The 22,620-nt window shown below is 71.6% G+C and carries 21 protein-coding genes; 14 read left to right on the forward strand and 7 right to left on the reverse strand.

The window, feature by feature from the left end; genetic code table 11:
* Nucleotides 1–9: 9 nt before the first annotated feature.
* Nucleotides 10–777, reverse strand: a complete 768-nt coding sequence (locus LCN96_RS44185; RefSeq protein ID WP_225268366.1) for a GntR family transcriptional regulator — start codon at nucleotides 775–777, stop codon at nucleotides 10–12.
* Nucleotides 778–1,003: 226 nt separating this feature from the next.
* Between LCN96_RS44185 and LCN96_RS44190 the strand changes: the two genes are divergently transcribed.
* The 6 genes from LCN96_RS44190 (at nucleotide 1,004) to LCN96_RS44215 (ending at nucleotide 7,021) form a co-directional block, all read left to right on the forward strand.
* Entirely contained in the window at nucleotides 1,004–2,044 is a 1,041-nt protein-coding gene (locus LCN96_RS44190; protein WP_225268367.1) for an ABC transporter substrate-binding protein, read from the forward strand.
* A complete protein-coding gene (locus LCN96_RS44195) occupies nucleotides 2,041–2,868 on the forward strand; it encodes an ABC transporter permease (RefSeq protein WP_225268368.1) in 828 nt (275 codons plus the stop codon). Before LCN96_RS44190 ends, LCN96_RS44195 begins: the two co-directional genes overlap by 4 nt.
* Nucleotides 2,856–3,707, forward strand: coding sequence for an ABC transporter permease (locus LCN96_RS44200; protein WP_225268369.1), 852 nt, complete (start codon nucleotides 2,856–2,858; stop codon nucleotides 3,705–3,707). Before LCN96_RS44195 ends, LCN96_RS44200 begins: the two co-directional genes overlap by 13 nt.
* Nucleotides 3,704–4,777, forward strand: a complete 1,074-nt coding sequence (locus tag LCN96_RS44205) for an ABC transporter ATP-binding protein (RefSeq protein WP_225268370.1) — start codon at nucleotides 3,704–3,706, stop codon at nucleotides 4,775–4,777. Before LCN96_RS44200 ends, LCN96_RS44205 begins: the two co-directional genes overlap by 4 nt.
* Nucleotides 4,767–5,333: an HAD family hydrolase gene (locus LCN96_RS44210; protein WP_225268371.1), complete on the forward strand. Its 567-nt coding sequence runs from the start codon at nucleotides 4,767–4,769 to the stop codon at nucleotides 5,331–5,333. The genes LCN96_RS44205 and LCN96_RS44210 overlap by 11 nt, the downstream gene beginning before the upstream one ends.
* Before the next feature lie 71 nt (nucleotides 5,334–5,404).
* A complete protein-coding gene (locus LCN96_RS44215; protein WP_225268372.1) occupies nucleotides 5,405–7,021 on the forward strand; it encodes a serine/threonine-protein kinase in 1,617 nt (538 codons plus the stop codon).
* Between the two features lie 175 nt (nucleotides 7,022–7,196).
* Here the strand turns inward: LCN96_RS44215 and LCN96_RS44220 are convergent, their stop codons facing one another.
* The gene (locus LCN96_RS44220) at nucleotides 7,197–7,745 is read right to left on the reverse strand and encodes a TetR/AcrR family transcriptional regulator (protein ID WP_225268373.1); all 549 of its coding nucleotides are present in this window, start codon (nucleotides 7,743–7,745) and stop codon (nucleotides 7,197–7,199) included.
* Nucleotides 7,746–7,860: 115 nt separating this feature from the next.
* Here LCN96_RS44220 and LCN96_RS44225 point away from each other — a divergent pair, with 115 nt between their 5' ends.
* The 3 genes from LCN96_RS44225 to LCN96_RS44235 all read left to right on the forward strand — a co-directional run bounded on the left by LCN96_RS44225 (nucleotide 7,861) and on the right by LCN96_RS44235 (nucleotide 12,189).
* Nucleotides 7,861–9,513, forward strand: a complete 1,653-nt coding sequence (locus LCN96_RS44225; RefSeq protein WP_404823992.1) for an ABC-F family ATP-binding cassette domain-containing protein — start codon at nucleotides 7,861–7,863, stop codon at nucleotides 9,511–9,513.
* Between the two features lie 64 nt (nucleotides 9,514–9,577).
* Nucleotides 9,578–10,450, forward strand: coding sequence for a Vgb family protein (locus LCN96_RS44230; RefSeq protein ID WP_225268374.1), 873 nt, complete (start codon nucleotides 9,578–9,580; stop codon nucleotides 10,448–10,450).
* A 296-nt stretch (nucleotides 10,451–10,746) separates the two neighbouring features.
* The gene (locus LCN96_RS44235) at nucleotides 10,747–12,189 is read left to right on the forward strand and encodes a pentapeptide repeat-containing protein (protein WP_225268375.1); all 1,443 of its coding nucleotides are present in this window, start codon (nucleotides 10,747–10,749) and stop codon (nucleotides 12,187–12,189) included.
* 235 nt (nucleotides 12,190–12,424) lie between these two features.
* Here LCN96_RS44235 and LCN96_RS44240 read toward each other — a convergent pair whose 3' ends face one another.
* Nucleotides 12,425–13,117: a TetR/AcrR family transcriptional regulator gene (locus LCN96_RS44240; protein ID WP_225268376.1), complete on the reverse strand. Its 693-nt coding sequence runs from the start codon at nucleotides 13,115–13,117 to the stop codon at nucleotides 12,425–12,427.
* 54 nt (nucleotides 13,118–13,171) lie between these two features.
* Here LCN96_RS44240 and LCN96_RS44245 point away from each other — a divergent pair, with 54 nt between their 5' ends.
* From LCN96_RS44245 to LCN96_RS44255, 3 genes are all read left to right on the forward strand, one after another.
* Entirely contained in the window at nucleotides 13,172–14,497 is a 1,326-nt protein-coding gene (locus LCN96_RS44245; protein WP_225268377.1) for an FAD-dependent oxidoreductase, read from the forward strand.
* Between the two features lie 381 nt (nucleotides 14,498–14,878).
* Nucleotides 14,879–15,826 (forward strand): quinone oxidoreductase family protein, encoded by a 948-nt coding sequence (locus LCN96_RS44250; RefSeq protein ID WP_225268378.1) that lies wholly within the window; start codon nucleotides 14,879–14,881, stop codon nucleotides 15,824–15,826.
* 60 nt (nucleotides 15,827–15,886) lie between these two features.
* Nucleotides 15,887–16,474 (forward strand): LysE family translocator, encoded by a 588-nt coding sequence (locus LCN96_RS44255; RefSeq protein WP_225268379.1) that lies wholly within the window; start codon nucleotides 15,887–15,889, stop codon nucleotides 16,472–16,474.
* Nucleotides 16,475–16,514: 40 nt separating this feature from the next.
* Here LCN96_RS44255 and LCN96_RS44260 read toward each other — a convergent pair whose 3' ends face one another.
* The 3 genes from LCN96_RS44260 to LCN96_RS44270 are packed head-to-tail and all read right to left on the reverse strand — an operon-like array spanning nucleotide 16,515 to nucleotide 19,208.
* Nucleotides 16,515–17,528: a PucR family transcriptional regulator gene (locus LCN96_RS44260; protein WP_225268380.1), complete on the reverse strand. Its 1,014-nt coding sequence runs from the start codon at nucleotides 17,526–17,528 to the stop codon at nucleotides 16,515–16,517.
* A complete protein-coding gene (locus LCN96_RS44265; protein ID WP_225268381.1) occupies nucleotides 17,528–18,319 on the reverse strand; it encodes an ABC transporter permease subunit in 792 nt (263 codons plus the stop codon). Before LCN96_RS44265 ends, LCN96_RS44260 begins: the two co-directional genes overlap by 1 nt.
* Complete coding sequence (locus LCN96_RS44270) at nucleotides 18,297–19,208, reverse strand: ABC transporter ATP-binding protein (RefSeq protein ID WP_225268382.1); 912 nt, start codon at nucleotides 19,206–19,208, stop codon at nucleotides 18,297–18,299. Before LCN96_RS44270 ends, LCN96_RS44265 begins: the two co-directional genes overlap by 23 nt.
* A 148-nt stretch (nucleotides 19,209–19,356) precedes the next feature.
* Here LCN96_RS44270 and LCN96_RS44275 point away from each other — a divergent pair, with 148 nt between their 5' ends.
* Nucleotides 19,357–19,614, forward strand: coding sequence for an antitoxin (locus LCN96_RS44275; protein WP_225268383.1), 258 nt, complete (start codon nucleotides 19,357–19,359; stop codon nucleotides 19,612–19,614).
* Nucleotides 19,615–19,659: 45 nt separating this feature from the next.
* Here LCN96_RS44275 and LCN96_RS44280 read toward each other — a convergent pair whose 3' ends face one another.
* A complete protein-coding gene (locus LCN96_RS44280; protein WP_225268384.1) occupies nucleotides 19,660–21,003 on the reverse strand; it encodes an MFS transporter in 1,344 nt (447 codons plus the stop codon).
* Between the two features lie 110 nt (nucleotides 21,004–21,113).
* Here LCN96_RS44280 and LCN96_RS44285 point away from each other — a divergent pair, with 110 nt between their 5' ends.
* Nucleotides 21,114–22,616, forward strand: coding sequence for a cobyric acid synthase (locus tag LCN96_RS44285; protein ID WP_225268385.1), 1,503 nt, complete (start codon nucleotides 21,114–21,116; stop codon nucleotides 22,614–22,616).
* Nucleotides 22,617–22,620 lie beyond the last annotated feature (4 nt).

The raw sequence follows: 22,620 nt of genomic DNA on the forward strand, positions 1-22,620 counted from the left end.
AGACGGGCGCTATGACTCGAACATATGTTCTCCGGCGCCGAAACGCAAGTCGCCCGGGTGCCGCACGAGCGGGTTCGCGCCGATCGAGTTGCGGATGCTGAAAGCCACGCTGCCTGCGCGGTAACGGTCGTCGGAGGTCTCCACGGGACGGCCCTCGTGGGTGGTGGTGGTCCTGCGCTGGCGCAGCAGCGGGCTGCCGCGGCGCACCCCCAGCAGGCGGGCGTCCTGGGCCCCCGCCGGGACCGCGTCGATGAGGTGCTCACCGTAGGCGAACACCAGGCCGATGGATTCGTACAGCGCCTCGGTAACCGACTCGCAGTCGGCGGGCAGCTTCTCGACCGCGCCGGCCACCCACTCCGCGTACACCGTCCGCTCCAGCAGCACGGGTTCGCTCTCCAGCGTGCGCACACGCAGCACCTCCAGCACCTCCGAGGAGCCCAGCCTGGCTGACTCGGGGCCCCGTGCGGCCCTGCGGCGCTGGGCGATCACCTGGCCACCGTAGCGGTAACCGTTCGCGCGTGCCCACTGGGCGAAGCTGTGCAACTCGGCGAAGCTCTGGCTGCGCGTCCTGCCGAGCACGATCCGCCTGGCGCCCTGCCGGGAGCCGACCAGCCCCTCGGCGGCCAGCACGGCGATCGCCTGGCGGACGGTGCCGCGCGCCGCGCCGTGCCGCTCCGCCAGCTCGGCCTCGCTGGGGAGCTGGGAGCCGACCGGGTGCGCGCCGGACAGGATCTCGCCCCGCAACTCATCGGCGATCCGTTCATAGCGCGCAACCATCCCCGATCCTTCCCATTCACGAAAGAGCAACATTGATGCGACTAACTGGTGCTCGCTTGTTTGTACAAGTTCCCCTACGTTCTTGCCACACCCCCTGGAAAGTGGAGGCGTCGTGTTCACACCTCGCGCCCGTGCGGCCACCGTTGCCGCAGCCCTTACCGTAGTCACCGCGGCGTGCGGCGCCGCTCCGAGCACCCAGCAGACCACCCAGGCCTCGCAAGGCGGGGTGAACGCGGCCACCGCCACGTCCGCCGCCGACTTCGGCGGGCTCGACAAGCTGGTCGAGGCCGCCAAGAAGGAGGGGCAGCTGCACGTCATCGCCCTGCCGCCCGACTGGGCGAACTACGGCGAGATCATCGAGAAGTTCCAGGCCAAGTACGGCATCAAGATCGAGAGCGAGACCCCCGACGCGGCCAGCGCCGACGAGATCAACGCCGTCAAGACGCGCAAGGGCCAGGACCGCGCCCCCGACGTGCTCGACCTGGGCCAGTCGTTCGCGATCAGCGGGGCCAAGGAGGGGCTGTTCGCGCCGTACAAGGTGCAGGCGTTCGACAAGATCCCCGAGGGCCAGAAGGAGCCGACGGGGCTGTGGGTCAACGACTACGGCGGCTACGTCTCCATCGGCTGCGACGCCAAGAAGATCAAGACCTGCCCGACGAGCTTCGCCGACCTGCTCAAGCCCGAGTACAAGGGCCAGGTCGCGATGAACGGCAACCCGACCGAGTCCGGCTCGGCCTTCGCCGGCGTGTACGCCGCCGCCATCGCCAACGGCGGCTCCTTCGACGACATCCAGCCCGGCATCGACTTCTTCAAGAAGCTCAAGGACGCCGGCAACTACAACCCGGTCGAGACCACGCCCGCCACCATCGAGAACGGCGAGACCAAGATCAGCATCGACTGGGACTACAACAACGCCGCCTACGCGCCCCAGCTCACCGCCAAGGGCATCGACTGGAAGGTGAACGTGCCGTCCGACGGCAAGTACTTCCAGATGTACGCCCAGGCCGTCAACAAGGACGCCCCGCACCCGGCCGCCGCCCGCCTCTGGCAGGAGTACCTCTACAGCGCCGAGGGCCAGAACCTCTACCTCAAGGGCTTCGCCCGGCCCGTCCTGCTGCCCGCGATGACCGCCGACGGCACCGTGGACCAGGCGCTGGCCGCCAACCTGCCCGCGGTCGAGGGCGAGCCCGCGTTCCCGACGACCGAGCAGGTGGACGCCGCCAAGGCCAAGCTGGCCGCCGGCTGGGACACCGCGATCTCGGGATGACCCGCTCCCGATCGTCCAAGGGCCGGCTGGGGGCGCTGCCGCTGCTGGTGTTCTTCGCGCTCGTGTTCGGCGTCCCCGCCCTCGTGCTGGTGGCGGGGGCGTTCACGGCGCAGGGGCGGCCGAGCCTGGCCAACCTGACGCAGAGCCTGCAGGGCGGCTACCTCACCGCCATGATCGGCAGCGTGCGGCTGTCGGCCGTGGTGGCGGTGCTGGGCGCCGTCATCGGCACCCTGCTCGCGTACGCGGTGGTGGCCTCGCGCTCCCGGCTGCTGCGAGAGGCCGTGCTGACCGCGTCCGGCGTGCTGGCCAACTTCGGCGGGGTGCCGCTGGCGTTCTTCTGGATCGCCACGCTCGGCAACTCCGGCGTGGTCAGCGGCCTGGTAGGGCTGCCCTCCGGCTCCCTGTACACGTTCTGGGGGCTGGTCGTGGTCTACCTGTACTTCTCGATCCCGCTGATGGTGCTGGTCATGGCGCCCGCGCTGGACGGGCTGCGCCCGCAGTGGCGCGAGGCGGCGGCCAACAACGGGGCCACCGCCTGGCACTACTGGCGCTTCGTCGGGCTGCCAGTGCTGGCCCCGGCCATGCTGGGCGGGGTGGTGCTGCTGTTCGGCTCGTCCTTCTCGGCGTACGCCACCGCCAACGCCATGGTCGGCACCGTCGTCCCGCTCGTCACCCTCAAGATCGCCAGCGCGCTGACCGGCGACGTGCTGATCGGCTACGAGAACATCGCGATGGCGCTAAGCCTCGACATGGTGGTGGTGGCCGGGCTGGTGATGGCGATCTACCTGCCGCTGCAGAGGAGGACCTCCCGATGGCTGCACTGACCGGCCTGGAGCGCGTCTCGGGCGCCGCCGCCGAGCGCCCCCCGCGGGCCTGGTGGCGCGGGGTGGTGCTCCTGCTGGCCGCCGCCTACTTCCTGATCCCGCTCGGCACGTCCTTCTGGTACACCGTCCACACCCCGACGGCCGGCGTGTCGCTGTCGGCCTACGGCGAGCTGCTCACGGCCGAGGGCTTCGTCCGGTCGCTGTCGCTGTCGCTCGGGCTCGCGGTGGCCACGATCGTGCTGGTGCTGCTGCTGACGCTGCCGGCGATGCTGGCCGTGCGGCTGTTCGCGCCGGGGCTGCGCGTGGTGATGGAGGTGCTGTGCACGTTGCCGCTGATCGTGCCGCCGATCACGTTCGTCGTGGGGATCGGCACGGCGCTGCGCGAGGGCACCGACCTGCTGGCGCCGACGCCGTTGTGGGCCACGCTGATCGCCGTGCAGGACCCGGCGTTCCCCGTGGTGCTGGTGCTGGCGTACGTGGTGCTGGTGCTGCCGTTCGTGTACCGGTCGCTGGACGCCGGGCTGCGCACGATGGACGTGCGCACGCTGGTCGAGGCGGCCCGCAACCTCGGGGCGTCGTGGCCGTACGTGCTGGTGCGCGTCGTCGTGCCCAACCTCCGCTCCGCGCTGGCCAGTGCGTCGTTCCTGACGCTGGCGCTGGTGCTGGGCGAGTACACCGTGGCGAGCCTGCTCGGCTACGAGCCGTTCGCGGTGTGGATCGTGACCGTGTCGGGCTCCAAGGGGCAGCTCTCCGTCGCGGTGTCGATCCTGAGCCTGCTGCTCATCTGGCTGCTCTTGCTGGCCGTGTCCACGGTCTTCAGTAGGGAGAAGGGGAAATGACCGCATCGGTGGAGTTCCGGGCGCTGCGGCGGACGTTCGGCAAGACGGTCGCGCTGGACGGCCTGGACCTGGTCATCGCGCCCGGCGAGTTCGTCGCCCTGCTCGGCCCCTCGGGCTGCGGCAAGACGACGGCGCTGCGGTGCGTGGCCGGGTTCGAGCGGCCGGACTCCGGGGCCGTGCTGGTGGACGGCAAGGACGTGACGAACGTCCCCGCCAACAAGCGGGACGCGGGCATGGTCTTCCAGTCCTACTCCCTGTTCCCCAACCTGAACGCCCGCGACAACGTCGCCTTCGGCCTGCGCGTCCGCAAGGTGCCCGTGGCCACCAGGCGGGCCAGGGCGGACGAGCTGCTGGAGCTCGTCGGCCTGCCTGCGCACGCCGACCGCTACCCGCACCAGCTCTCCGGCGGCCAGCAGCAGCGCGTCGCGCTGGCCCGCGCGCTCGCCCTGGAGCCGCGCGTGCTGCTGCTGGACGAGCCGCTGTCGGCGCTGGACGCCAAGGTACGGGTCGCGCTGCGCGAGGAGATCCGCCGCCTCCAGCTCGACCTGGGCATCACCACCGTCTTCGTCACCCACGACCAGGAGGAGGCCCTGTCGGTCGCGGACCGGGTGGCGGTGCTGCGCGAGGGGCGGCTGGAGCAGGTCGGGGCGCCCGCCGAGGTGTACGACCGGCCTGCCACGCCGTTCGTGGCGGAGTTCGTCGGCACCATGAACCACCTGGCCGGGCGGGTCTCCGGCGACCAGGTGACGGTGCTCGGCCAGCTCCTTCCGGTGGACGGGCCCGTTCCGGATGATCCGTCCGTGGACGTGCTGATCCGTCCGGAGGCGGTGCGGGTCGTCCCGGCCGACGACGGGCCGTCCGAGGTGCTGGCGGCCTCGTTCCGCGGCGCCTCCGTACGGCTGCGGCTCTCCGTGGAGGGCGGCGAGGTGCTCGCGGACGTGCCCGGCCACGAGGCGGCCAGGCTCGGCGTCGGCGCGCGCGTCGTGGTGCGCCTGGTGGAGCGGCCCGTCCTCGTGGCGGCCCGCACGGTCACCGTCCCCGCCCCCGTCGTGGCCGCCGATGCCGTCTGACCCGGCGGCCGTCCTGCTCGACATGGACGGGACCCTGGTGGACACCGAAGGGCTGTGGTGGCAGGCCGTCGCCTCCGTCGCGGGGCGTCCGCTCACCGACGCGGACGTCCCCTTCGTCCACGGGCGCACGATCGAGGACGTGGCCGTGCACCTCGGCTCCCCCGAGCTGACCGGCCCGCTCACCGCGGCCTTCGCCGAACGCGTCGAACGGGACCTGACGGTCGTGCCGGGGGCGCCCGAGCTGCTGGCCGGGCTGGCCGCGAGCGCCATCCCCACCGCCCTGGTCAGCGCCTCGCCGCGGAGCATCGTGGAGCTGGTGCTGCCTCGGCTGGGGCACGTGTTCGACCTGGTGATCGCCAACGAGGACACCGAGCGGGGCAAGCCCTGGCCGGATCCGTACCTGGAGGCGGCCAGGCGGCTCGGAGCCGTGCCCTCGCGGTGCGTGGCCATCGAGGACAGTCCGGCGGGGATCGCGGCGGCCCGGGCGGCGGGGTGCAGGGTGCTGGTGGCGTCACCGGAGACGGGGTTGCCGTCGCTCAGCCGCATCCGCGTCTGAGGCCGCCACCGTAGGAGCGTCTTCCCGCCGAATCTGCTGCGGGAAGCCTCGTATCGGTAAGCTAGCGCGCCGTGAGCGGTGATACCTCCCGGATCGGGCGCTACAAGCTGCTTGGCGTGCTGGGGCGAGGCGGGATGGGCACGGTGCATCTCGCCGAGGACCCCGCCGGGCAACGGGTCGCCGTCAAGGTGATCAACCCCGAGCTGAGCCAGCACGAGCAGTTCCGCATGCGCTTCCGCAGGGAGGCGGACGCGGCCCGGCGGGTGCGCAGGTTCTGCACGGCCGCCGTCCTGGAGGCCGCGCTCGACGGCGACCAGCTCTACGTGGTCACCGAGTACGTCCCCGGCCCGAACCTCGACGCGGCCGTACGCCAGTCGGGCCCCCTGCGCGGCTCCAGCCTCGACGCGCTGGCCGTCAGCGTGGCCACCGCGCTCACCGCCATCCACGCGGCCGGGGTCGTGCACCGCGACCTCAAGCCGTCGAACGTGCTGCTGTCGCCCGTCGGCCCGCGCGTGATCGACTTCGGCATCGCGCGGGCGCTCGACACGCTCGGCGGCGTCACCGGCACCGGCGAGCTGGTCGGCACGCCCCGCTACATGGCTCCCGAGGTGCTGCGGGGCGACCCGGTCTCCCCCGCCTGCGACGTCTTCTCCTGGGGCTGCCTGGTGGCGTTCGCGGCCAGCGGGCGGGCCCCGTTCGGCGGCGACACCCTGCCCGCCATCGTCTACCAGGTGCTCAACACCGAGCCGAAACTCGACGCCGTCGAGCCCGGCCTGCGCGAGCTGGTCGCGGCGGCGCTGCGCAAGGACCCGGCCACCCGGCCCACCGCGCAGCAACTGCTCGACCACCTCGTCGGGCGGGCGGCCGCACCGGAGCAGGCCGCGCACACCGTACAAGCGGCCTGGTCGACCACCCCCTACACGTCCGTGCCCGCGCCGGTCCCGGGGCAGCGGCGAGGGCGGCTGTACGCGGGGCTGGCGGCGGCCGTGGCCCTCCTGGTGACCGTGGGCGTGGGCGCCTGGGCCGTGCTGCGGCCGAGCGGCCCGCCGGAGCTGAACCTGCTCTACGCCGAGGACTTCACGCAGACGTCAGGGGGCTGGAGCGGCACGTACGACGCCTCGGTGTCGAGCAGCTACGGCTACCGCACGGACGGCACGTACGGGCTGGACGTCGAGCCGTACGACGAGGAGAACTGGGCCCAGGCGCCCGCGCCCTTCCTGATCGCCAAGCCGACCACCACGCCCGACGCGTCGGCCTCGCCCACGCCGATGATGCCGGAGACCGTCCTGGTCAGCATCACCAGCGAGGTCAGGAAGGCCACCGGGGTGGGCGAGTACGGGCTCTACTGCCACGCGGCCGAGGACGGGACGTACTACGAGTTCGGGCTCGACACGACCGGGCAGGCCAGGATCCGGCGCATCTTCGACGGGGCGGGCAGCACTCTGGCGCAACCGGTCAAGGTGGAGGGGCTGACGGGCAAGGCGCGCATGACGGCGTCGTGTGAGCAGTCCGGGTCCGCGGTGCGGCTCACCATGTGGGTGAACGGGGAGCAGGTGCACGAGGTGGAGGATCCTAACGGGATCGGCAACGGGTATGTGGGGTTGTTCGCGCGGACGCCCAAGGATCGCAAGTCGTTGCTGAAGATGTCGTTCGACGACTTCGAGTTGCGGGGCACGGTGGAGCCCTGACGTCTCCATCGCCATGACGGGAGCCGCCGCCTGCGCGGCCCCTTGATCGCCCACCACCATCACCTGCCCGGGCCCCTGATGGCCTACCACCGCCTACAGGACACCTGCGCGGGCCCCTGATGGCCTACCACCGCCTACAGGACACCTGCGCGGGCCCCTGATGGCCTACCACCGCCTACAGGACACCTGCGCGGGCGGCGGCCAGCGCCGCGTCGGCGGCGCGGTCGGCGTCACGCTCGCTCACCGGCTCGTGCGCCACGAACAGCCGGTAGTACACGGGCGCGACCGCCACCCTGATCACCTCACTCGCATCGATGACCTCGGGCAACTGCCCCCGCGCGACCGCCCGCCGCACCACCTCGGCCGACTGCTCGTGCCTGGCCGCGAAGAACCCGTGCAGCGCCCGCGCGGCAGCGGCATCCTGAACGGCCGCCGCCACGAACGCCGACGACACCGGCCCCAGCTCCGGATCGGCGAACCCGCTCCGCACGAGCTGGACGACCCCCCGCAGATCCCCCTCGATCGATCCGGTGTCGGGCACGGGCCACGGCTCGGTGGCGGCCAGCGCCAGCGCATCGGCGATCAGCCCCTCGACGCCGCCCCAGCGCCGGTAGACGGTCGTCTTGTGCACGCCTGACCGCTCGGCGACGTTCTCCACCGTCAATCCCTGGTAACCCCGCTCGGCCAGCTCGGCCAGCGTGGCCTGCCGCACGGCGTCACGCACCCGCGCGCTCCGCCCTCCAGGACGCCTGCTCGTCTCCAAAAACTACTCCAGTTGCATTAGCCCCGATCCCGTGTAACACTAACGCTACCCCAGTTGCGATTGGAGCTCCATCCTGATCAGCCTCCACAAGGTCTTCAAGTCCTACGCCGAGCGCGCCGTCCTCACCGGCGTCTCCCTGTCCGTCGGCCCGGGCGAGCGGGTCTGCATCGTCGGCGAGAACGGCTCCGGCAAGTCCACCCTGATGCGCCTGCTGGCCGGCGTCGAGCACCCCGACGACGGCGAGATCAGGGTGACGGGTGACGTCGGCTACCTCTCCCAGACGCTCGACCTGCCGCCGACCCACACCGTCCGGCAGGCCGTCGACGCCGCGCTGGCCGGCCTGCGGGCCATGGAGCGCAGGATGCGGGAGCTGGAGTCCGCCCTGACCGACGAGGTCATGGACGAGTACGGTGAGCTGCTCACGGCGTACGAGCTGCGTGGCGGCTACGAGGCCGACGCCCGCGTCGACCGCGCCTTCCACGGCCTGGGCCTGGCCCACGTAGGCCGCGACCGGCGGCTGTCCAGCCTGTCGGGCGGCGAGCAGGCCCGCCTCGGCCTGGCCTGCGTGCTGGCCGCCGCGCCGAGCGTCCTGCTGCTCGACGAGCCGACCAACCACCTCGACGAGTCCGCCCTGACCTGGCTCGAAGACCGGCTGCGCGAGCACAGGGGCGCGGTGGCCGTGGTCTCGCACGACCGCGTCTTCCTCGACCGGGTCGCCACGGCGATCGTCGAGGTCGAGCACGGCTCCGCCACCCGCTTCGGCGGCGGCTACCAGGGCTTCCGCACGGCCAAGGCAGCGGCCAGGGCCCGCTGGGAGCAGGCGTACGCGTCCTGGTGCGAGGAGGTCCGCCAGATCCGCGACTACGCCGCCACCACCGCCCACCGGGTGGCGGCCGGCCGAGTCATGCGCGACAACAACAAGATGGCCTACGACCGCAACGCAGGCCGGGTCCAGAGCTCGGTGGCCACCCGCGTCCGCCACGCCCACGAACGCCTGCGCCGCCTGGAGACCAACCCCGTCCCCCGCCCGCCGGCCCCCCTCCGCTTCCAAGGCACCTTCACCACCACGTCCACCTCCCCCGCCGACCAGCACGACCCCACGCCCCTCCCCGACACGGCCGCACACCTCCCAGGCACGGCCGCACACCCGCGCCCCGGCATGACCGCTCCCCCACTCCCCGGCACGGCGGCTCCTCCACTCCTCGAACTACGTGACGTGCGGATCGACAACCGGCTGCGCATCGAGTCGCTGACACTCGGAAGGGGCGACCGGCTCCTGGTGCGGGGGCCTAACGGCGCAGGCAAGTCCACCCTGCTGCACACCCTGGCCGAGCGGGCGACCGGTTGCCGCGTCGGCTACCTCCCGCAGGAGGTGACGTTCGACCCCGCCCAGAGCGTGCTGGAGGCGTACGGCGTGGGCTACGCCGACGAACGCCGCGCCGCACTCCTGAACACCGGCCTCTTCCAAGCACACACCCTCGACCAGAAGGTGGGCACGCTGTCGGTCGGCCAACGGCGCAGGCTGGCCCTGGCCAAGCTGCTGGCGCACGAGCACGACGTCCTGCTGCTCGACGAGCCGACCAACCACCTGTCACCCACCCTGGCCGAGGAGCTGGAGCAGGCCCTCACCGCCTACCGGGGCACGCTCGTCCTGGTCTCGCACGACCGCGCCCTCGTCCGCCACTTCCACGGCACCGAGATCGAGCTGATCGAAGGACGCATCCGCTGACCTCCACCACCGCAGCCCGCCACCCAACCAGAACGACCACCAACACCACCATCGGGGGACACACATGCTGACCAAGATCGAGGCAGGCGCGCCGTACGGCATCGCGACCGCTACCGACGGAGCCATCTGGTTCACACTCGCCCACCAGGGCTGCGTCGGCAGGCTGGTGCCAGGCGAGGAGCCCGTGATCCACCGGCTCGACCCGGCCGACGGTCTACCGACCGTGATCACGAGGGGGCCCGACGACGCGATGTGGTTCACCGAGTACAAGGGCGGGCGCATCAGCCGCATCACCGCCGACGGACAGCTCGGCATCCACAGATCGAGCACCCCGTACGGCATCACAGCCGGACCAGACGGAGCCATGTGGTTCACCCAACTCGAAGCCACCAAGATCGGGCGAATCGACCCCGACGGGTCGTTGACCGAGTACGAGGTACCGGTGGAGGGCGGCATGCCGTCATTCATCACGGCGGGCCCTGACAACGCCCTCTGGTTCACCCTCAACCAGGGCCACGCGATCGGCCGCATCTCACTCACAGGCGAGGTCACCGTGTATCCGCTACCCACCGAGGGAGCGGCCCCGGTAGGCATCACGCTCGGACCAGACGACGCTCTCTGGTTCGTCGAGATCGGCGCAGGCCAGATCGGCCGGATCGACACCTCGGGCAGAATCACCGAGTATCCGCTCCCCGACCGGACCGCGCGCCCACACGCGATCATCACCGGACCCGACGGCGCCCTCTGGTTCACCGAATGGGCCGCCAACCGGGTCGGCCGCATCACCGTCGAAGGCGCCATCGAGGAGCATCCGCTGCCCACCATGCCGGGCGAGGGCGAAGACCAGGGCAAGGCCGAGCCCCACGGCCTGACGGTCGGGCCCGACGGGGCGATCTGGGTCGCGCTGGAGGCAGGAGCACTGGCCCGCCTCACCTGACCATCACCGCCCGCAGCACCAGCAGCCGACCCCGGAACGGCCCAACGCCGGCAACGGCCGTCTCCGGGGGCGGCAACACACCACCCGCACCCGCACAACCTCCCACCAGCAGCGGTCACCCTCGCAGACAACGCCATCACGCACACAACACACCACCAGCAGCGACGCCTTGGAAGACCACGACACCACTGAGCGGTAGCCGACGACCGGAGAAATGCCGAAAACTCCGGGCCTTCTCACCCGCCAGCCGCCAAAGTTGAGAAAACCCGCGAGATCCAGCTTCCGAGAGGACCTTCATGAAGCCTCTCTCGATCGTGGTCACCCTCACCGCCGTGGTGCTCGTCGCAGCGATGGGCTGGCTGCTCGGCCCGGGCGCCGCCTGGTGGCTGACGCATGTCGACGGGGTGACCGGCCTGTCCGGCGAGAAACTGGCAGCCGCTGTGGACGCGGTCCGCGGTCGCGCCCTCGCAGTCGCCACCGGCCTGGCGGCGCTGGCCGCGGTCTACTACACGGCCCGCAACGCCGACACCGCCCGGCGCACCTTCCAACTCGGCGAACGCGGCCACGACACCGACCGCTACGGCAAGGCGGTGGAGCAACTCGGCAGCGACGCGGCCCCGGTCCGGCTCGGCGGGCTCTACGCCCTGGAACAGCTCGCCGAGAACAACCCCGCGCTGAGGCAACGGATCGTGGACGTGATCAGCGCCTATCTGCGCATGCCGTACACGCCGCCGAGGGATGAAGGGCAGGAAGGCGGAGGGCAAGGCGGGCCCCGCACTGTGCCGGGCGGAAGGTCGATCGCTTCTGACGCTGTGACGGGCGGAGAACCTACCGCATCCGGCGCTACGACGGGCACAGGGCCGGCCGTGACGGGCGCAGGGCCGGCCGTGACGGGCGCAGGGCTGACCGTAGCCGGCGCAGGAGAGGCCTTTGCGGGTGATGTGGTGAGCGCAGGGGAGGCCGTTCCTGGTGGGGTGATGGGCGGCGGGGGTGGCCGGATCCATGGGCGTGATCCGCGTGAGGAGCGGCAGGTCCGGCTGACCGCCCAACGTATTCTGACCGCTCATCTGCGCCGTCCCGCTCTTGTTGAGCGACGTGGATGGCAACGCCTTCCACCACCACCCGACGCGTTCTGGCCTGGCATCCGGCTCGATCTCACCGCAGCCGCGCTCATCGGCTTCGACTTCGCTACGTGCCGGGCAAGTGAGGCGCTGTTCAACGAGGCCGCCTTCTACGGCACCGCCAGGTTCGACGGGGCCACCTTCGAGGGTTCCGCCTCGTTCGGCAACGCGATCTTCCACGACGGCGCCTCGTTCGTGGCGACCGGCTTCGACGGCAGCGCCTGGTTCCGAGGGGCCACCTTCCGGTACGGCGCCGGGTTCGGCAGGGCTGTCTTCCTCAACGGTGCTGATTTCAGCCAGGTCACCCTTCATGGCGACGCCTGGTTCGGTGAGGTCGTCTTCCACAACGCCGTCTCGTTCCAAGGGGCCGTCCTCCATGGCGAGGCCTACTTCGACGGGGCCGCCTTCAACAGCCTCGCTTGGTTCGGTCAGGTCTCCCAGGGCCGGAGCGTCCACCTCGCTGGGGCGTTCGTCACGCCGCAAGCCCTCGGAGTAGAGCACCAGTGGCCGCCCGGTTGGCTGGTGGAGCGGGACGGGAAGGGAGGTGGCGTGCTTCGGCAGCAGGTGTCGACCGACACGGGTGCGGAGCAGGAGGCAGGGCCTGATCTTCCTGCCTAGAGCGAGTCATTCGGGGCACGACTCGTGGTGGGTCTGCCGGCTTGGCCTGCGCGGGCCGGCCCAGGGGTGCGTGCCGTGGTCCCGCCACGGACGTCGCCCGGGGAACGTGAGCGTCACAATCCGGCCGCTAACGTCACCCTGAAACGGATGAGCGTCACAATACGACCACCCACATCGCCTGGTTACGGGTGAGCGTCGCAGTCCGGCCGCCGACATCACAGGGACAACGTGAGCGTCACGACGGTGGCTGGGTGAGTTTGGCGGCTACGGCGTCGAGAACCCAGTCCAGGCCAGTGGTGAAGGACTCGTCGGCGTCCACCTCCCTGCCGTCGTGCACGGCCTTGGCCAGCGTCGGGAAGCGGCCCGTGGCCAGCATCCTCGTCACGTGCGGGCCATGGGCGCGCTGCCACTCGCGCTTGGACAGCCCCGTGGCGCGTTCGGCCCGTACGTTCGCGATCTCACGTCTGATCGCACCGGTGACGTAGGCGCTGACGGTCTCCACCGCACGCCGGACCGTGTCGAGGTCGGCGAGACCGTCGAGAGCGGCCAGCGTGAACTCGGTCGAGGCGAGGGCGTTCGGGCCCAGGGTGGGGCGACCGCCGAGCAGGTCGGCCAGCCATTCGTGGCGGAGGGTGGCCTGCCTGGTGCGGTGGGCGTGCACGCGCAGCGCCTCCCGCCAGTCGCCTGGTTGCTCCTCGGGCAGGATCTCGGCGTAGACCTCGTCCACCATGAGGTCGAACAGCTCCTCCTTGGTGGAGATGTAGCCGTACAGGCGCATGGGGCCGGCGTCCAGCCTGGCGGCGACCTTGCGCAACGACACCGCTTCCAGCCCGCCCTCGTCGGCCAGCGCGACGGCGGCGGCGACGATCCGCTCCCGATCGAGCGGCACGGGGCGCGCGGGTGGCTCCGGCCGATCCCAGACAGTCATGGGATGCATCGTACTGTTGCGATACGGCGCATACGGTCAATACAGTGTATCGATATGAGACATCGTATCGCCGTAGTGGGAGGCGGGCCTGCCGGGCTGACCTTCGCACGCGTCCTGCAGCGCCATGACGAAGCCGTCACCGTCTTCGAACGGGACTCCGGGCCCGACGCCCGTCCCCCCGGCGGCACGCTGGACCTGCACGAAGGGATGGGGCAGCTCGCGTTGACCAAGGCGGGACTGCTGGCGGAGTTCCAGGCGCTGTCCCGGCCCGAGGGGCAGGCCATGCGCATCCTCGACACCGACGGGACCGTCCTGCGTGATTGGCGGCCGGGGGCGGAGGAGCGGGCGCATCCCGAGATCGACCGCGGGCAGCTCCGTGACCTGCTGCTCGGCTCGCTCGACGTGCAGTGGGGGCGGGGTGTTGCGGAGGTGGTGCCGGGGGCGCGGGATGGGGTGCTGGTTCGGTTCGCGGATGGGCGGGAGGAGACCTTCGATCTCGTGGTCGGGGCGGATGGGGCCTGGTCGCGGGTTCGGCCGGCGGTCTCGTCCGCGGTGCCGCGGTACAGCGGCGTCACTCTGGTCGAGACCTCCATGGACGATGTCGACGCCCGCCATCCCGATCTTGCTCGGTTGATCGGGGACGGTTCCATGGCCGTGTACGGCGTGAACCGTGCCCTCGTCGCCCAGCGCAACAGTGGTGGGCACGTCAAGGTGTACGCGCAGTTCCGCGCGCCGCTGGACTGGCACACGGACCTGGAGCGGCATTTGGGCCTGGGCCGGCAGCTGGAGGTGGAGCGGCAGCTGGGCCTCGGCCGGCAGCTGGACGCGGAGCGGCAGCTGGGCCTCGGCCGGCAGCTGGACGCGGAGCGGCAGCTGGGCCTCGGCCGGCAGCTGGACGCGGAGCGGCAGCTGGAGGTGGAGCGGGTTGAAGGGCGGGATGGGCGCGCGCGGCTGGATCTGGATGATGTCGAGGCTGTGCGGTCGAGCTTGCTGGCCTTGTACGACGGCTGGGCCGCGCCCGTCCTCGATCTTCTCCGTCACGGCACCGCCTTCGCTCACCGCCCGCATTACGTCCTGCCTGTGGGGCACACCTGGGCGCACGTGCCCGGGGTGACGTTGCTCGGGGACGCCGCGCATCTGATGCCGCCCTTGGGGGTGGGCGCGAATCTCGCGATGCTGGAAGGGGCCGAGCTGGCCGAGGCCGTCGTCGCCGCCGCATCCGGTTCCGGTGGGCTGGATGAGGCTGTGCGGGCTTTCGAGGAGGGGATGTGGGCGCGGGCCGGTCGGTACGCGAAGATGACGGCGGCGGGGCTGGAGCGCCTCGTGAGCCCGGATCCGGCCGAAGCCCTCGCCCTCTTCGATGAGCTCCAGCCGTCCTGACCGCCGCACTCGCGGACGTCGCCACGCTTCCCCAGCACGACCAGGCGACGCATGGGCGTGGGGCCGGTGGAGCGCATGGTGCCGGGCTGCTGTGCGAGCCCGAGTTCAGGAGGCGCAGCCGGCGAGGCTGCCGCCGGGCCGCGCGGGCTGAGGACCCACCAGGCGGCCGGCCGAAAGACGGCTCAGGACCGCACGAGCCAAGGTCCCCAAGACGACCGGCCGAGACACGGCACAGGACCGCACAGGCCAAGGCCCGCAAGACGACCGGCCGAGACACGGCACAGGACCGCACGGGCCGAACCCCGCGAGGGGCCCGGCCGAGGAGGCGGTGGAGGGCCGCCCGGGTGGCATTGGTCCTGAGGGGAGGAGTTGACTAGGACCATGCATGCCATCATCGTCTCCGCCCCAGGCGGCCCCGAGGTTCTCGAGTACGTCGAACGCCCCGACCCCGTCCCCGGCGACGGCGAGCTAGTGATCGACGTGGCCGCCGGCGGCGTGAACTTCATCGACATCTACCACCGCTCAGGCGCCTACCCCCTCCCCCTCCCCACCCCCATCGGCTCCGAGGGCGCGGGCACCGTGACGGCCGTCGGGCCCGGGGTGTCGGGCGTCGCCGTGGGTGACACCGTCGCGTGGGCGAACGTGCTCGGCAGTTACGCCGAGAAGGCCGTGGTGCCGGCGCACCGGGTGGTGCCGGTGCCGGAGGGGGTGCCGGCCGAGGTGGCGGCGGCGGCGATGTTGCAGGGGATGACGGCCCACTACCTGACCCACTCCACGCACGAGGTCAAGGCGGGCGACCAGGTGCTCGTGCACGCCGGAGCCGGCGGCATGGGGCAGCTGCTGATCCAGCTCGCCAAGCTCAAGGGCGCCAAGGTCTACACCACGGTCTCCACCGAAGAGAAGGAGAAGCTGGCCAGGGCGGCGGGTGCGGACGAGGTGCTGCGGTACGAGGACTTCGCCGAGGCGCTGAGCGGCCGGATCGACGTGGTGTACGACGGGGTGGGCAGGTCCACGTTCGAGGGCGGGCTGGTGGCGTTGCGCCCGCGCGGCCTGATGGCCCTGTACGGCGCCGCCAGCGGCCCCGTGCCGCCGTTCGACCCGCAGACGCTCAACAAGCAGGGCTCGCTCTTCCTCACCCGGCCCACGCTGGTCCACTACATCGCCGAACGGGAGGAGCTGCTGCAGCGGGCCGCCGACCTGTTCGGGTGGATCACGGCGGGGCAGCTCACGATCAACATCTCCCACCGTTACGCGCTGGCCGACGCGCGGCAGGCGCACGAGGATCTGGCCGCCCGCCGCACGACCGGGAAACTGCTCCTCATCCCCTGAAAAGCCTGCTGTAGCCTCGCGTTCATGGACATCGCAGGATCAATTTGGTCGTTCGCCGCCGTGGTCGCCCTGCTCACGCTGACGCCCGGCCTCGACACGGCCCTGATCCTGCGTACGTCCCTGCTGGGCGGCCGGCGGCCGGCCTGGGGCGTGACCTCGGGCATCCAGCTCGGGACGCTCTGCTGGGGCGTTCTGACCGCCGCCGGGCTGTCGGCGCTGCTGGCCGCCTCGCAACTGGCCTACGACGTGCTGCGCTGGGCCGGAGCGGCGTACCTGGTGTGGATGGGCGTGCGCATGCTGCTGACCAGGCGGCTTGAGCAGCTCGACGAGGATCATCGGCAGGAGGAGCTGCGATTCGGCGAGGGGCTGCGGCGCGGGTTGCTGACGAACCTGCTCAACCCGAAGGTCGGGGCGTTCTACGTGGCGATGTTGCCGCAGTTCATCCCCGAGGGGGCGCCGCACGCGCTGATGGGGCTGGCGCTGGCCGGGGTGCACGTGGTGGAGGGGCTGGTGTGGAGTGCGCTGCTGATCGGGTTCGCGTCGTGGATGGGCGGGATCCTGCGCTCGCCCGCCGTCCGGCGGCTCCTCGACCGGCTGACCGGCCTGGTGATCGTGGGGTTCGGAGTGCGGCTCGCCGTGAGTGAGTGACGTGGTCGTACGGCCGGCCGTGAGCGAGTGACCGAGCGAGTTACTCGAAGGGCCAGCCCAGCAGCCGCGCCCCGAGCACGGCCGTCTCCAGGGTGAAGCGCTGCGTCGGATCGTCGGGCGAGAACCCGGTCAACCGGCGGATCCGCTCCAGCCGGTACGTCACCGCCCGCGGGCTCACCCGCAACCGCCGGGCAGCCGCCGTCTGATTCCCCTGTGAGGCGAAGACAGCCTCCAACGTCTCCAGCAACGGCTCATGCCCGCCCCGCGCCTCCAGCAACGGGCTCAGCACACTGCTCACCAGATCCTCGATGGCCCCCCGATCGCGCAGCAACACCGGAAAAACCAGCAGGTCGGCCGCCTTGACCACGTCCACGGCCAGCCGCAGCCCATCGGCCAGCTCCAGCGCCTGCGCCGCCTCGCGGTAGGAGGTCACCACTCCCCCCGGCCCCCGGTGGGCCCGGCCGACGCCGACGCGCCAGCCGGGCGGGAAGCGGGCGCGTACGTGATGGGTGAACTCGCCCACGGCGGCGGGCAGGGTGGCCGGGGCCACGCAGACCAGCAGGCCGTCGCGGACGGCGACGAGCACGTTGTGGGAGCCGAACCGGGCGATGAGGTCGTTCTCGATCCGGTCCCCGTCGCCGGGGCGCAGGCCGCGGGCCGCCGCCACCACGTACGACTCGGCCAGCCGCAGCCCGAAGTGCTCCGCCCGTTCGGCCAGCCGCTCGGCCCGGCCCTGGAGCAGGTCGTCCACGAACTCCCTGCGCGCGCCCTCCTCGCGGCGGATGGCTTCGAGCTGCGCCGCCTCGTAGCCCTCCATCAGCGCGGAGACGGCCTTGCGCAGCGCGGGCAGCACCCCGCCGGGCAGGCCCTCGCCGGCGGCGAGCGCGGCGTCCACCAGGGCACGCAGCGAGAGCCCCAGCTCGGCGGCCCTGGCCCCGGCGGCGCGGTAGGCGTCCAGTGCCTCGCGGTCCGGTGAGCGGCCCGTCGCCGCGTGCTCGGCCAGCCGCTGCCCGTGCCCTTTGAGCAGGTCGGCGGGCAGCTCGGAGATCGCCATCAGACTCCTACGTCACGCCTGTCGAAGGCGAGCACCGCGGTGAGCGCGAGCACGGCCGTCGCCCCCGCGAGGACAAGGTAGTCCCCCACGGGCAGCCCGTCGTAGAGGGGCCTGCCCTCGGCGTAGTAGTGGAACGGCGAGACCCACTTCAGCCAGGCGATGGCGTCCATGGACCGGCCCACGGTGACGACGGTGTAGCCGGCCGCCGCCCATACGCCCACGACGGCGGAGGCGACGAGCTTGCGCCCGGTGGCGGCCCCGGTGGCCAGCGCCACGGTGCCGAAGAACAGCCCGAGCAGGAGCACCCCGGTGTGCCCGGCGAGGATGCGGTCGACCGGCACGCCGTTCTCCATGAGCGCGCTCATCCCCACGGAGACGACGAGCGTCGCGGCGGCCACGAGGAGCAGCCCCAGGGCGAGGCCGGCGAGCTTGTCGAGCACCAGCCGCCGCCGGTCCACCGGCAGCGTGACGACCAGCTCCAGCGTGCCCGCCTCCTCGGGCCCTGCCAGCGCCCGGTTGGCCAGCAGCGTGGCGCAGGCGATGAACAGCATGGGGACGAAGAGCTGGTAGACGACCGTCTGGAGGAACCCGGCGCCGGACACCATGTCCGTCATGCCGCCCATGAGGTCGCGCAGCGGGCCGGGGAACTTGGCGACGGCGGCGGGCCCGTACGTCTCGGGGTTCTGCTTCACGCTGCCGTAGACGGCCAGGTACAGCGCGATGAAGGCGCTGATGCCGATCGTCCACCAGATCAGCATCCGCCGGTTGTCACGCAGGCTTCTGGCGATCATCGTGCTCCCCCTCGCCGCTGTAGTAGGTCAGGAAGATCTCTTCCAGGTCCGGCTCGGCGCTGACCAGGTGCACGACCGTGAACGCGGCCGCGGCCTTGATCAGCGCGTCGGGCCGGCCGTCGATGGTGCAGCGCACGCTGGCCCCTTCGACGCGCAGGTCCCGCACGCCGGGCAGGTTCTCGAAGGCCGCGGCCGGCACCGGCGACTCGAAGTGCAGCTCGACCCTGCGCACCGCCTTCTCGCGCAGCGCGGCGACGTTCTCGACGGCGACGAGCCGCCCCGCACGGACGATGCCGACCCGGTCGGAGACGCTCTCCACCTCGGCCAGCACGTGCGAGGACATCAGGACGGTACGGCCGGACGTGCGCACCTCGCGCACCAGCGCCAGGAACTCCTGCTGCACCAGCGGGTCCAGCCCCATGGTCGGCTCGTCGAGGATGACGAACTCGGGCTCGTGCATGAACGCCTGGATCAGCCCGATCTTCTGCTTGTTGCCCTTGGAGAGCTTGCGCATCGGCACCGTCAGATCGGCGTCGAACCGCTCGGCCAGCGCCTCGATCCTGGAGGCCGGCACCCCGCCGCGGACCCGGCCCAGGAAGCGCAGGTAGTCGGCGGCCCTGTCGTGGCCCTCCAGCACCAGCTCGCCCGGCAGGTAGCCGATCCTGGCGCGGGTGGCGGGCTCGCGCGGGGCGGCGCCGAGCACGCGGACCGAGCCGCGGGTGGGCCTGATCACGTCGAGCAGGAGCCGCAGCGTGGTGGTCTTGCCGGCGCCGTTCGGCCCCAGGTAACCGAAGATCTCCCCCGGCTGGATCTCCAGCGTGAGGTCTTCCAGCCCGCGGCGCCCGCCGTAGTACTTGGTCAGCCCTTCGGCCTGCACTACTGCTGTCATGCCCGCATCGTCCCGCCTGCGGGGGCCTGGCGTCATTGAGCGAGTACGGCAGCTTGTGCCCCGGTTCGTTTCCGGAGCCCGGCAAACATCAACCGGGCTTGCGGGGGTAGAGGCAGGGACCGGAGTCCAGACGAACGGGGAAGAGGTCATGAGCCGCATAGGAGACTGGCTGAAGAAGGCGGAGGACCTGGCCAGAGGGCACTCCAAGCAGGCCGACCAGGTGCTCGACCGCGCCGAGCGGTACGTGAAGGAGCGTACGGGGCACAAGTACGACGACCAGATCGGCAAGGGTGCCGACGCCGTGCAGCGCCGCTACGGCGGCGGCGGGGCCGAGCATCGGCCGCCGTACCCGCCTCAGCAGCCCGCACAGCCGTATTCGCAGGAGGAGCGCGACCGGCGCGCCTGAGAAGGTGACAAGGGGGCGTGGCCGGGCCACGCCCCCTTCGCGCGGCTACCGGCCGGCGGCGTCCATGACCTTGCGTGAGTCCCGCTCGAACGAGGCCCTGGCCCCGAGCGTGAGCAGGCCGCCGATGGCCATGGGGACCACCAGGACGTACATGCCGGTCAGCAGCGAGTCGAACTGGTCGGAGGCGATGCCGACGACCAGCGAGCCGAACGCGGTGCCGAACGTGAGCAGCAGTTGCAGGACGGCGAAGCCGAGGCCGCGCGAGGCGGCCGGCACGACGTCGGCCAGGCAGGCGGTCATGTTGGGGATCGCGATCGACATCAGCGAGCACGCGAGGAGCACCAGGGCCGTCAGCCCGCCGAGCGAGTCCATGGACAGCGCCACGGCCAGCACCAGCGAGCCCGCCGTGATGCCGCTGCCGCCCGCCAGCAGCCTGCCGCCCTTGCGGGTGCCGTGCCACTTCCTGCCCAGCCACGAGCCCACGAGGGTGCCGATCAGCGTGCCCGCGATGGTGATGAGCCCGCTGATCGAGCCGGCCGCGCCCACGCTGGCGCCGAAGTTGCGGACCATGAGCGTGGGCAGCCAGAAGAAGATGCCGGCCAGGCCGAGGCTGAGCAGCGCCAGGCCGGCGCAGACGAACAGCAGGGTCGGGATGCGCAGCACCTGGCGGAGCTGCCCCCAGAACGGCGGCTTGGCCTGCGGCTTCACCGCCTCCACCGGCACCTGCTCGGTGGCCGCCTCCGACAGCGACTCCCCGGTGGCGACGAGCCGGTCCAGCTCGCCGCGGCGCGGCTCGCGCAGGAACCACACGAGCACCGCCGTGAGCACGCCGGGCACGACCATGATGAGGAACGCCGTGCGCCACGAGAACGCGTCGGCCAGCACGCCGCCGAGCAGGGTGCCGACGCCGCCCAGGTACGTGGTGACCCGCGTCAGCCCGTACGCCTTGGCCCGGCTGACCGGCGGGTAGTAGTCGGCCAGCAGGCTGCCGGCGGCGGGGTTGTCGATGTTCTCGGCCGCGGCCAGGAACACCCGCATCAGGTAGAACATCGCGAACCCGGTCGCCAGGCCGGAGCCGAGCGTGGCGATGGCCCAGCAGAAGACGACGATCGCGATGATCCGCGTACGGCTGAAGCGGTCCGCCAGGTAGCCGGCGGGCAGCGAGACCACGACGGCGGCCAGGGCGGCGGCCGTCGGGATGGAGCCGGCGGCGGTGTCGCTGAAGCCCCATTCCTGCTGGATGAGTGGGAGCACACCTGACAGGAGGTTGTGCTCGATCCGGTCCACTAGTCCGACGATGAAGAGCACCACGAGGGGTGCCCAGCCGAATGGCGCGCGGGACTGCGCGTCGATGGTGCCTGTACGCGGCGAACCGAACGTCCCGACCATGCCCACCCTTTCCGTAGGGAAATCTAGAATACAGTTCTAGGGCAATGTTCTAGCCAGAGTGGCAGAAGTCACAGCGTTCGTAAATGGGGAATTACCCGGAAGTTGCCTCCATGTACGGTGATCTCATGGTCAAGGGGGCATTGCTGGTCGCGGGTACCACCTCGGACGCGGGCAAGAGCGTGGTCACGGCGGGCATCTGCCGCTGGCTGGCCCGCCAGGGCGTCCGCGTGGCGCCCTACAAGGCGCAGAACATGTCGCTGAACTCCTACGTCACCGCCGACGGCGCCGAGATCGGCCGCGCCCAGGCCATGCAGGCGCAGGCGTGCGGCCTCGATCCCGTCGCCGACATGAACCCGATCCTGCTCAAGCCGGGCAGCGACCGCCGCAGCCAGGTCGTCCTGATGGGCAGCCCGGTCGCCGACGTGGACGCCATGGAGTACGGCGCGCTGAAGGACCTGCTGCGTAGCACCGCCCTGGAGGCGCTGGACCGGCTGCGCAAGCAGTACGACGTGGTGGTGTGCGAGGGCGCGGGCAGCCCCGCCGAGATCAACCTGCGCCGCGGCGACATCGCCAACATGGGCCTGGCCAGGGCCGCGAACCTGCCGGTGCTCGTGGTCGGCGACATCGACAGGGGCGGGGTGTTCGCCGCGTTCTACGGCACGGTGGGCCTGCTGGACGCCGCCGACCAGGCCCACGTCGCCGGGTTCGTGGTCAACAAGTTCAGGGGCGCCAAGGAGCTGCTGGAGCCGGGGCTCGATATGATCAGGCAGCTCACCGGTCGCGCGGTGTACGGGGTGCTGCCCTGGCTCGACGGGCTCTGGATGGACGTGGAGGACTCACTGGCCCTCGACAACCGCCGCGTCGCCGTGCGCGCCCCGTACGGGCGGCAGACCCTCCGGGTGGCGGTCGTGCGGCTGCCGCGGATCTCCAACTTCACCGACGTGGACGCGCTGGCCGCCGAGCCCGGCGTCGTGGTGCGCTTCGCCACCGGCCCGGCCGAGCTGGACGACGCCGACCTGGTCGTGCTGCCGGGCTCCCGCGCCACCGTCTCCGACCTGGCCTGGCTGCGGGACAGCGGCCTGGCGGCGGCCGTCCGCGCCAGGAAGGGGCCGGTGCTGGGCATCTGCGGCGGGTTCCAGATGCTCGCGGAGGAGATCGTGGACGAGGTCGAGTCGGGTGCGGGCCGCGTGGAGGGGCTGGGCCTGCTCCCGGTACGGGTCCGGTTCGGCCGCGAGAAACTGCTGGCCAGGCCCCAGGGCACGGCCTACGGGCAACCGGTGCGGGCCTACGAGATCCACCACGGGGTGGCCACGGTGGCGGGTGGTGAGCCGTTCCTCGACGGCTGCCGGGTGGGTGACACCTGGGGCACCACCTGGCACGGTGCGCTGGAGAACGACGGCTTCCGCCGCGCCTTCCTCGCCGACGTGGCGGCCAGGGCGGGGCGCGACTTCGTGCCCGACCCGGCCACCGACTTCGCGGCGCTGCGCGAGCAGCGGCTCGACGCGCTCGGCGACCTGGTGGAGCAGCACCTGAACACAGACGCGCTGCTCCGCCTCATCGAGCAGGGCCCGCCGGCGGGCCTGCCCACGCTGCCGCCCGGGACCGTGCGATAGCGGC

Source organism: Nonomuraea gerenzanensis (assembly GCF_020215645.1).
In the GTDB taxonomy this organism is placed as follows: Bacteria; Actinomycetota; Actinomycetes; order Streptosporangiales; family Streptosporangiaceae; genus Nonomuraea; species Nonomuraea gerenzanensis.

Bases quoted from the DNA above. Each gene is read 5' to 3' on its own strand.
- LCN96_RS44185 (WP_225268366.1), bottom strand. From the start codon at position 777: ATGGTTGCGCGCTATGAACGGATCGCCGATGAGTTGCGGGGCGAGATC.
- LCN96_RS44195 (WP_225268368.1), top strand. From the start codon at position 2,041: ATGACCCGCTCCCGATCGTCCAAGGGCCGGCTGGGGGCGCTGCCGCTG.
- LCN96_RS44200 (WP_225268369.1), top strand. From the start codon at position 2,856: ATGGCTGCACTGACCGGCCTGGAGCGCGTCTCGGGCGCCGCCGCCGAG.
- LCN96_RS44205 (WP_225268370.1), top strand. From the start codon at position 3,704: ATGACCGCATCGGTGGAGTTCCGGGCGCTGCGGCGGACGTTCGGCAAG.
- LCN96_RS44210 (WP_225268371.1), top strand. From the start codon at position 4,767: ATGCCGTCTGACCCGGCGGCCGTCCTGCTCGACATGGACGGGACCCTG.
- LCN96_RS44230 (WP_225268374.1), top strand. From the start codon at position 9,578: ATGCTGACCAAGATCGAGGCAGGCGCGCCGTACGGCATCGCGACCGCT.
- LCN96_RS44235 (WP_225268375.1), top strand. From the start codon at position 10,747: ATGAAGCCTCTCTCGATCGTGGTCACCCTCACCGCCGTGGTGCTCGTC.
- LCN96_RS44240 (WP_225268376.1), bottom strand. From the start codon at position 13,117: ATGACTGTCTGGGATCGGCCGGAGCCACCCGCGCGCCCCGTGCCGCTC.
- LCN96_RS44245 (WP_225268377.1), top strand. From the start codon at position 13,172: ATGAGACATCGTATCGCCGTAGTGGGAGGCGGGCCTGCCGGGCTGACC.
- LCN96_RS44250 (WP_225268378.1), top strand. From the start codon at position 14,879: ATGCATGCCATCATCGTCTCCGCCCCAGGCGGCCCCGAGGTTCTCGAG.
- LCN96_RS44260 (WP_225268380.1), bottom strand. From the start codon at position 17,528: ATGGCGATCTCCGAGCTGCCCGCCGACCTGCTCAAAGGGCACGGGCAG.
- LCN96_RS44265 (WP_225268381.1), bottom strand. From the start codon at position 18,319: ATGATCGCCAGAAGCCTGCGTGACAACCGGCGGATGCTGATCTGGTGG.
- LCN96_RS44270 (WP_225268382.1), bottom strand. From the start codon at position 19,208: ATGACAGCAGTAGTGCAGGCCGAAGGGCTGACCAAGTACTACGGCGGG.
- LCN96_RS44275 (WP_225268383.1), top strand. From the start codon at position 19,357: ATGAGCCGCATAGGAGACTGGCTGAAGAAGGCGGAGGACCTGGCCAGA.
- LCN96_RS44280 (WP_225268384.1), bottom strand. From the start codon at position 21,003: ATGGTCGGGACGTTCGGTTCGCCGCGTACAGGCACCATCGACGCGCAG.
- LCN96_RS44285 (WP_225268385.1), top strand. From the start codon at position 21,114: ATGTACGGTGATCTCATGGTCAAGGGGGCATTGCTGGTCGCGGGTACC.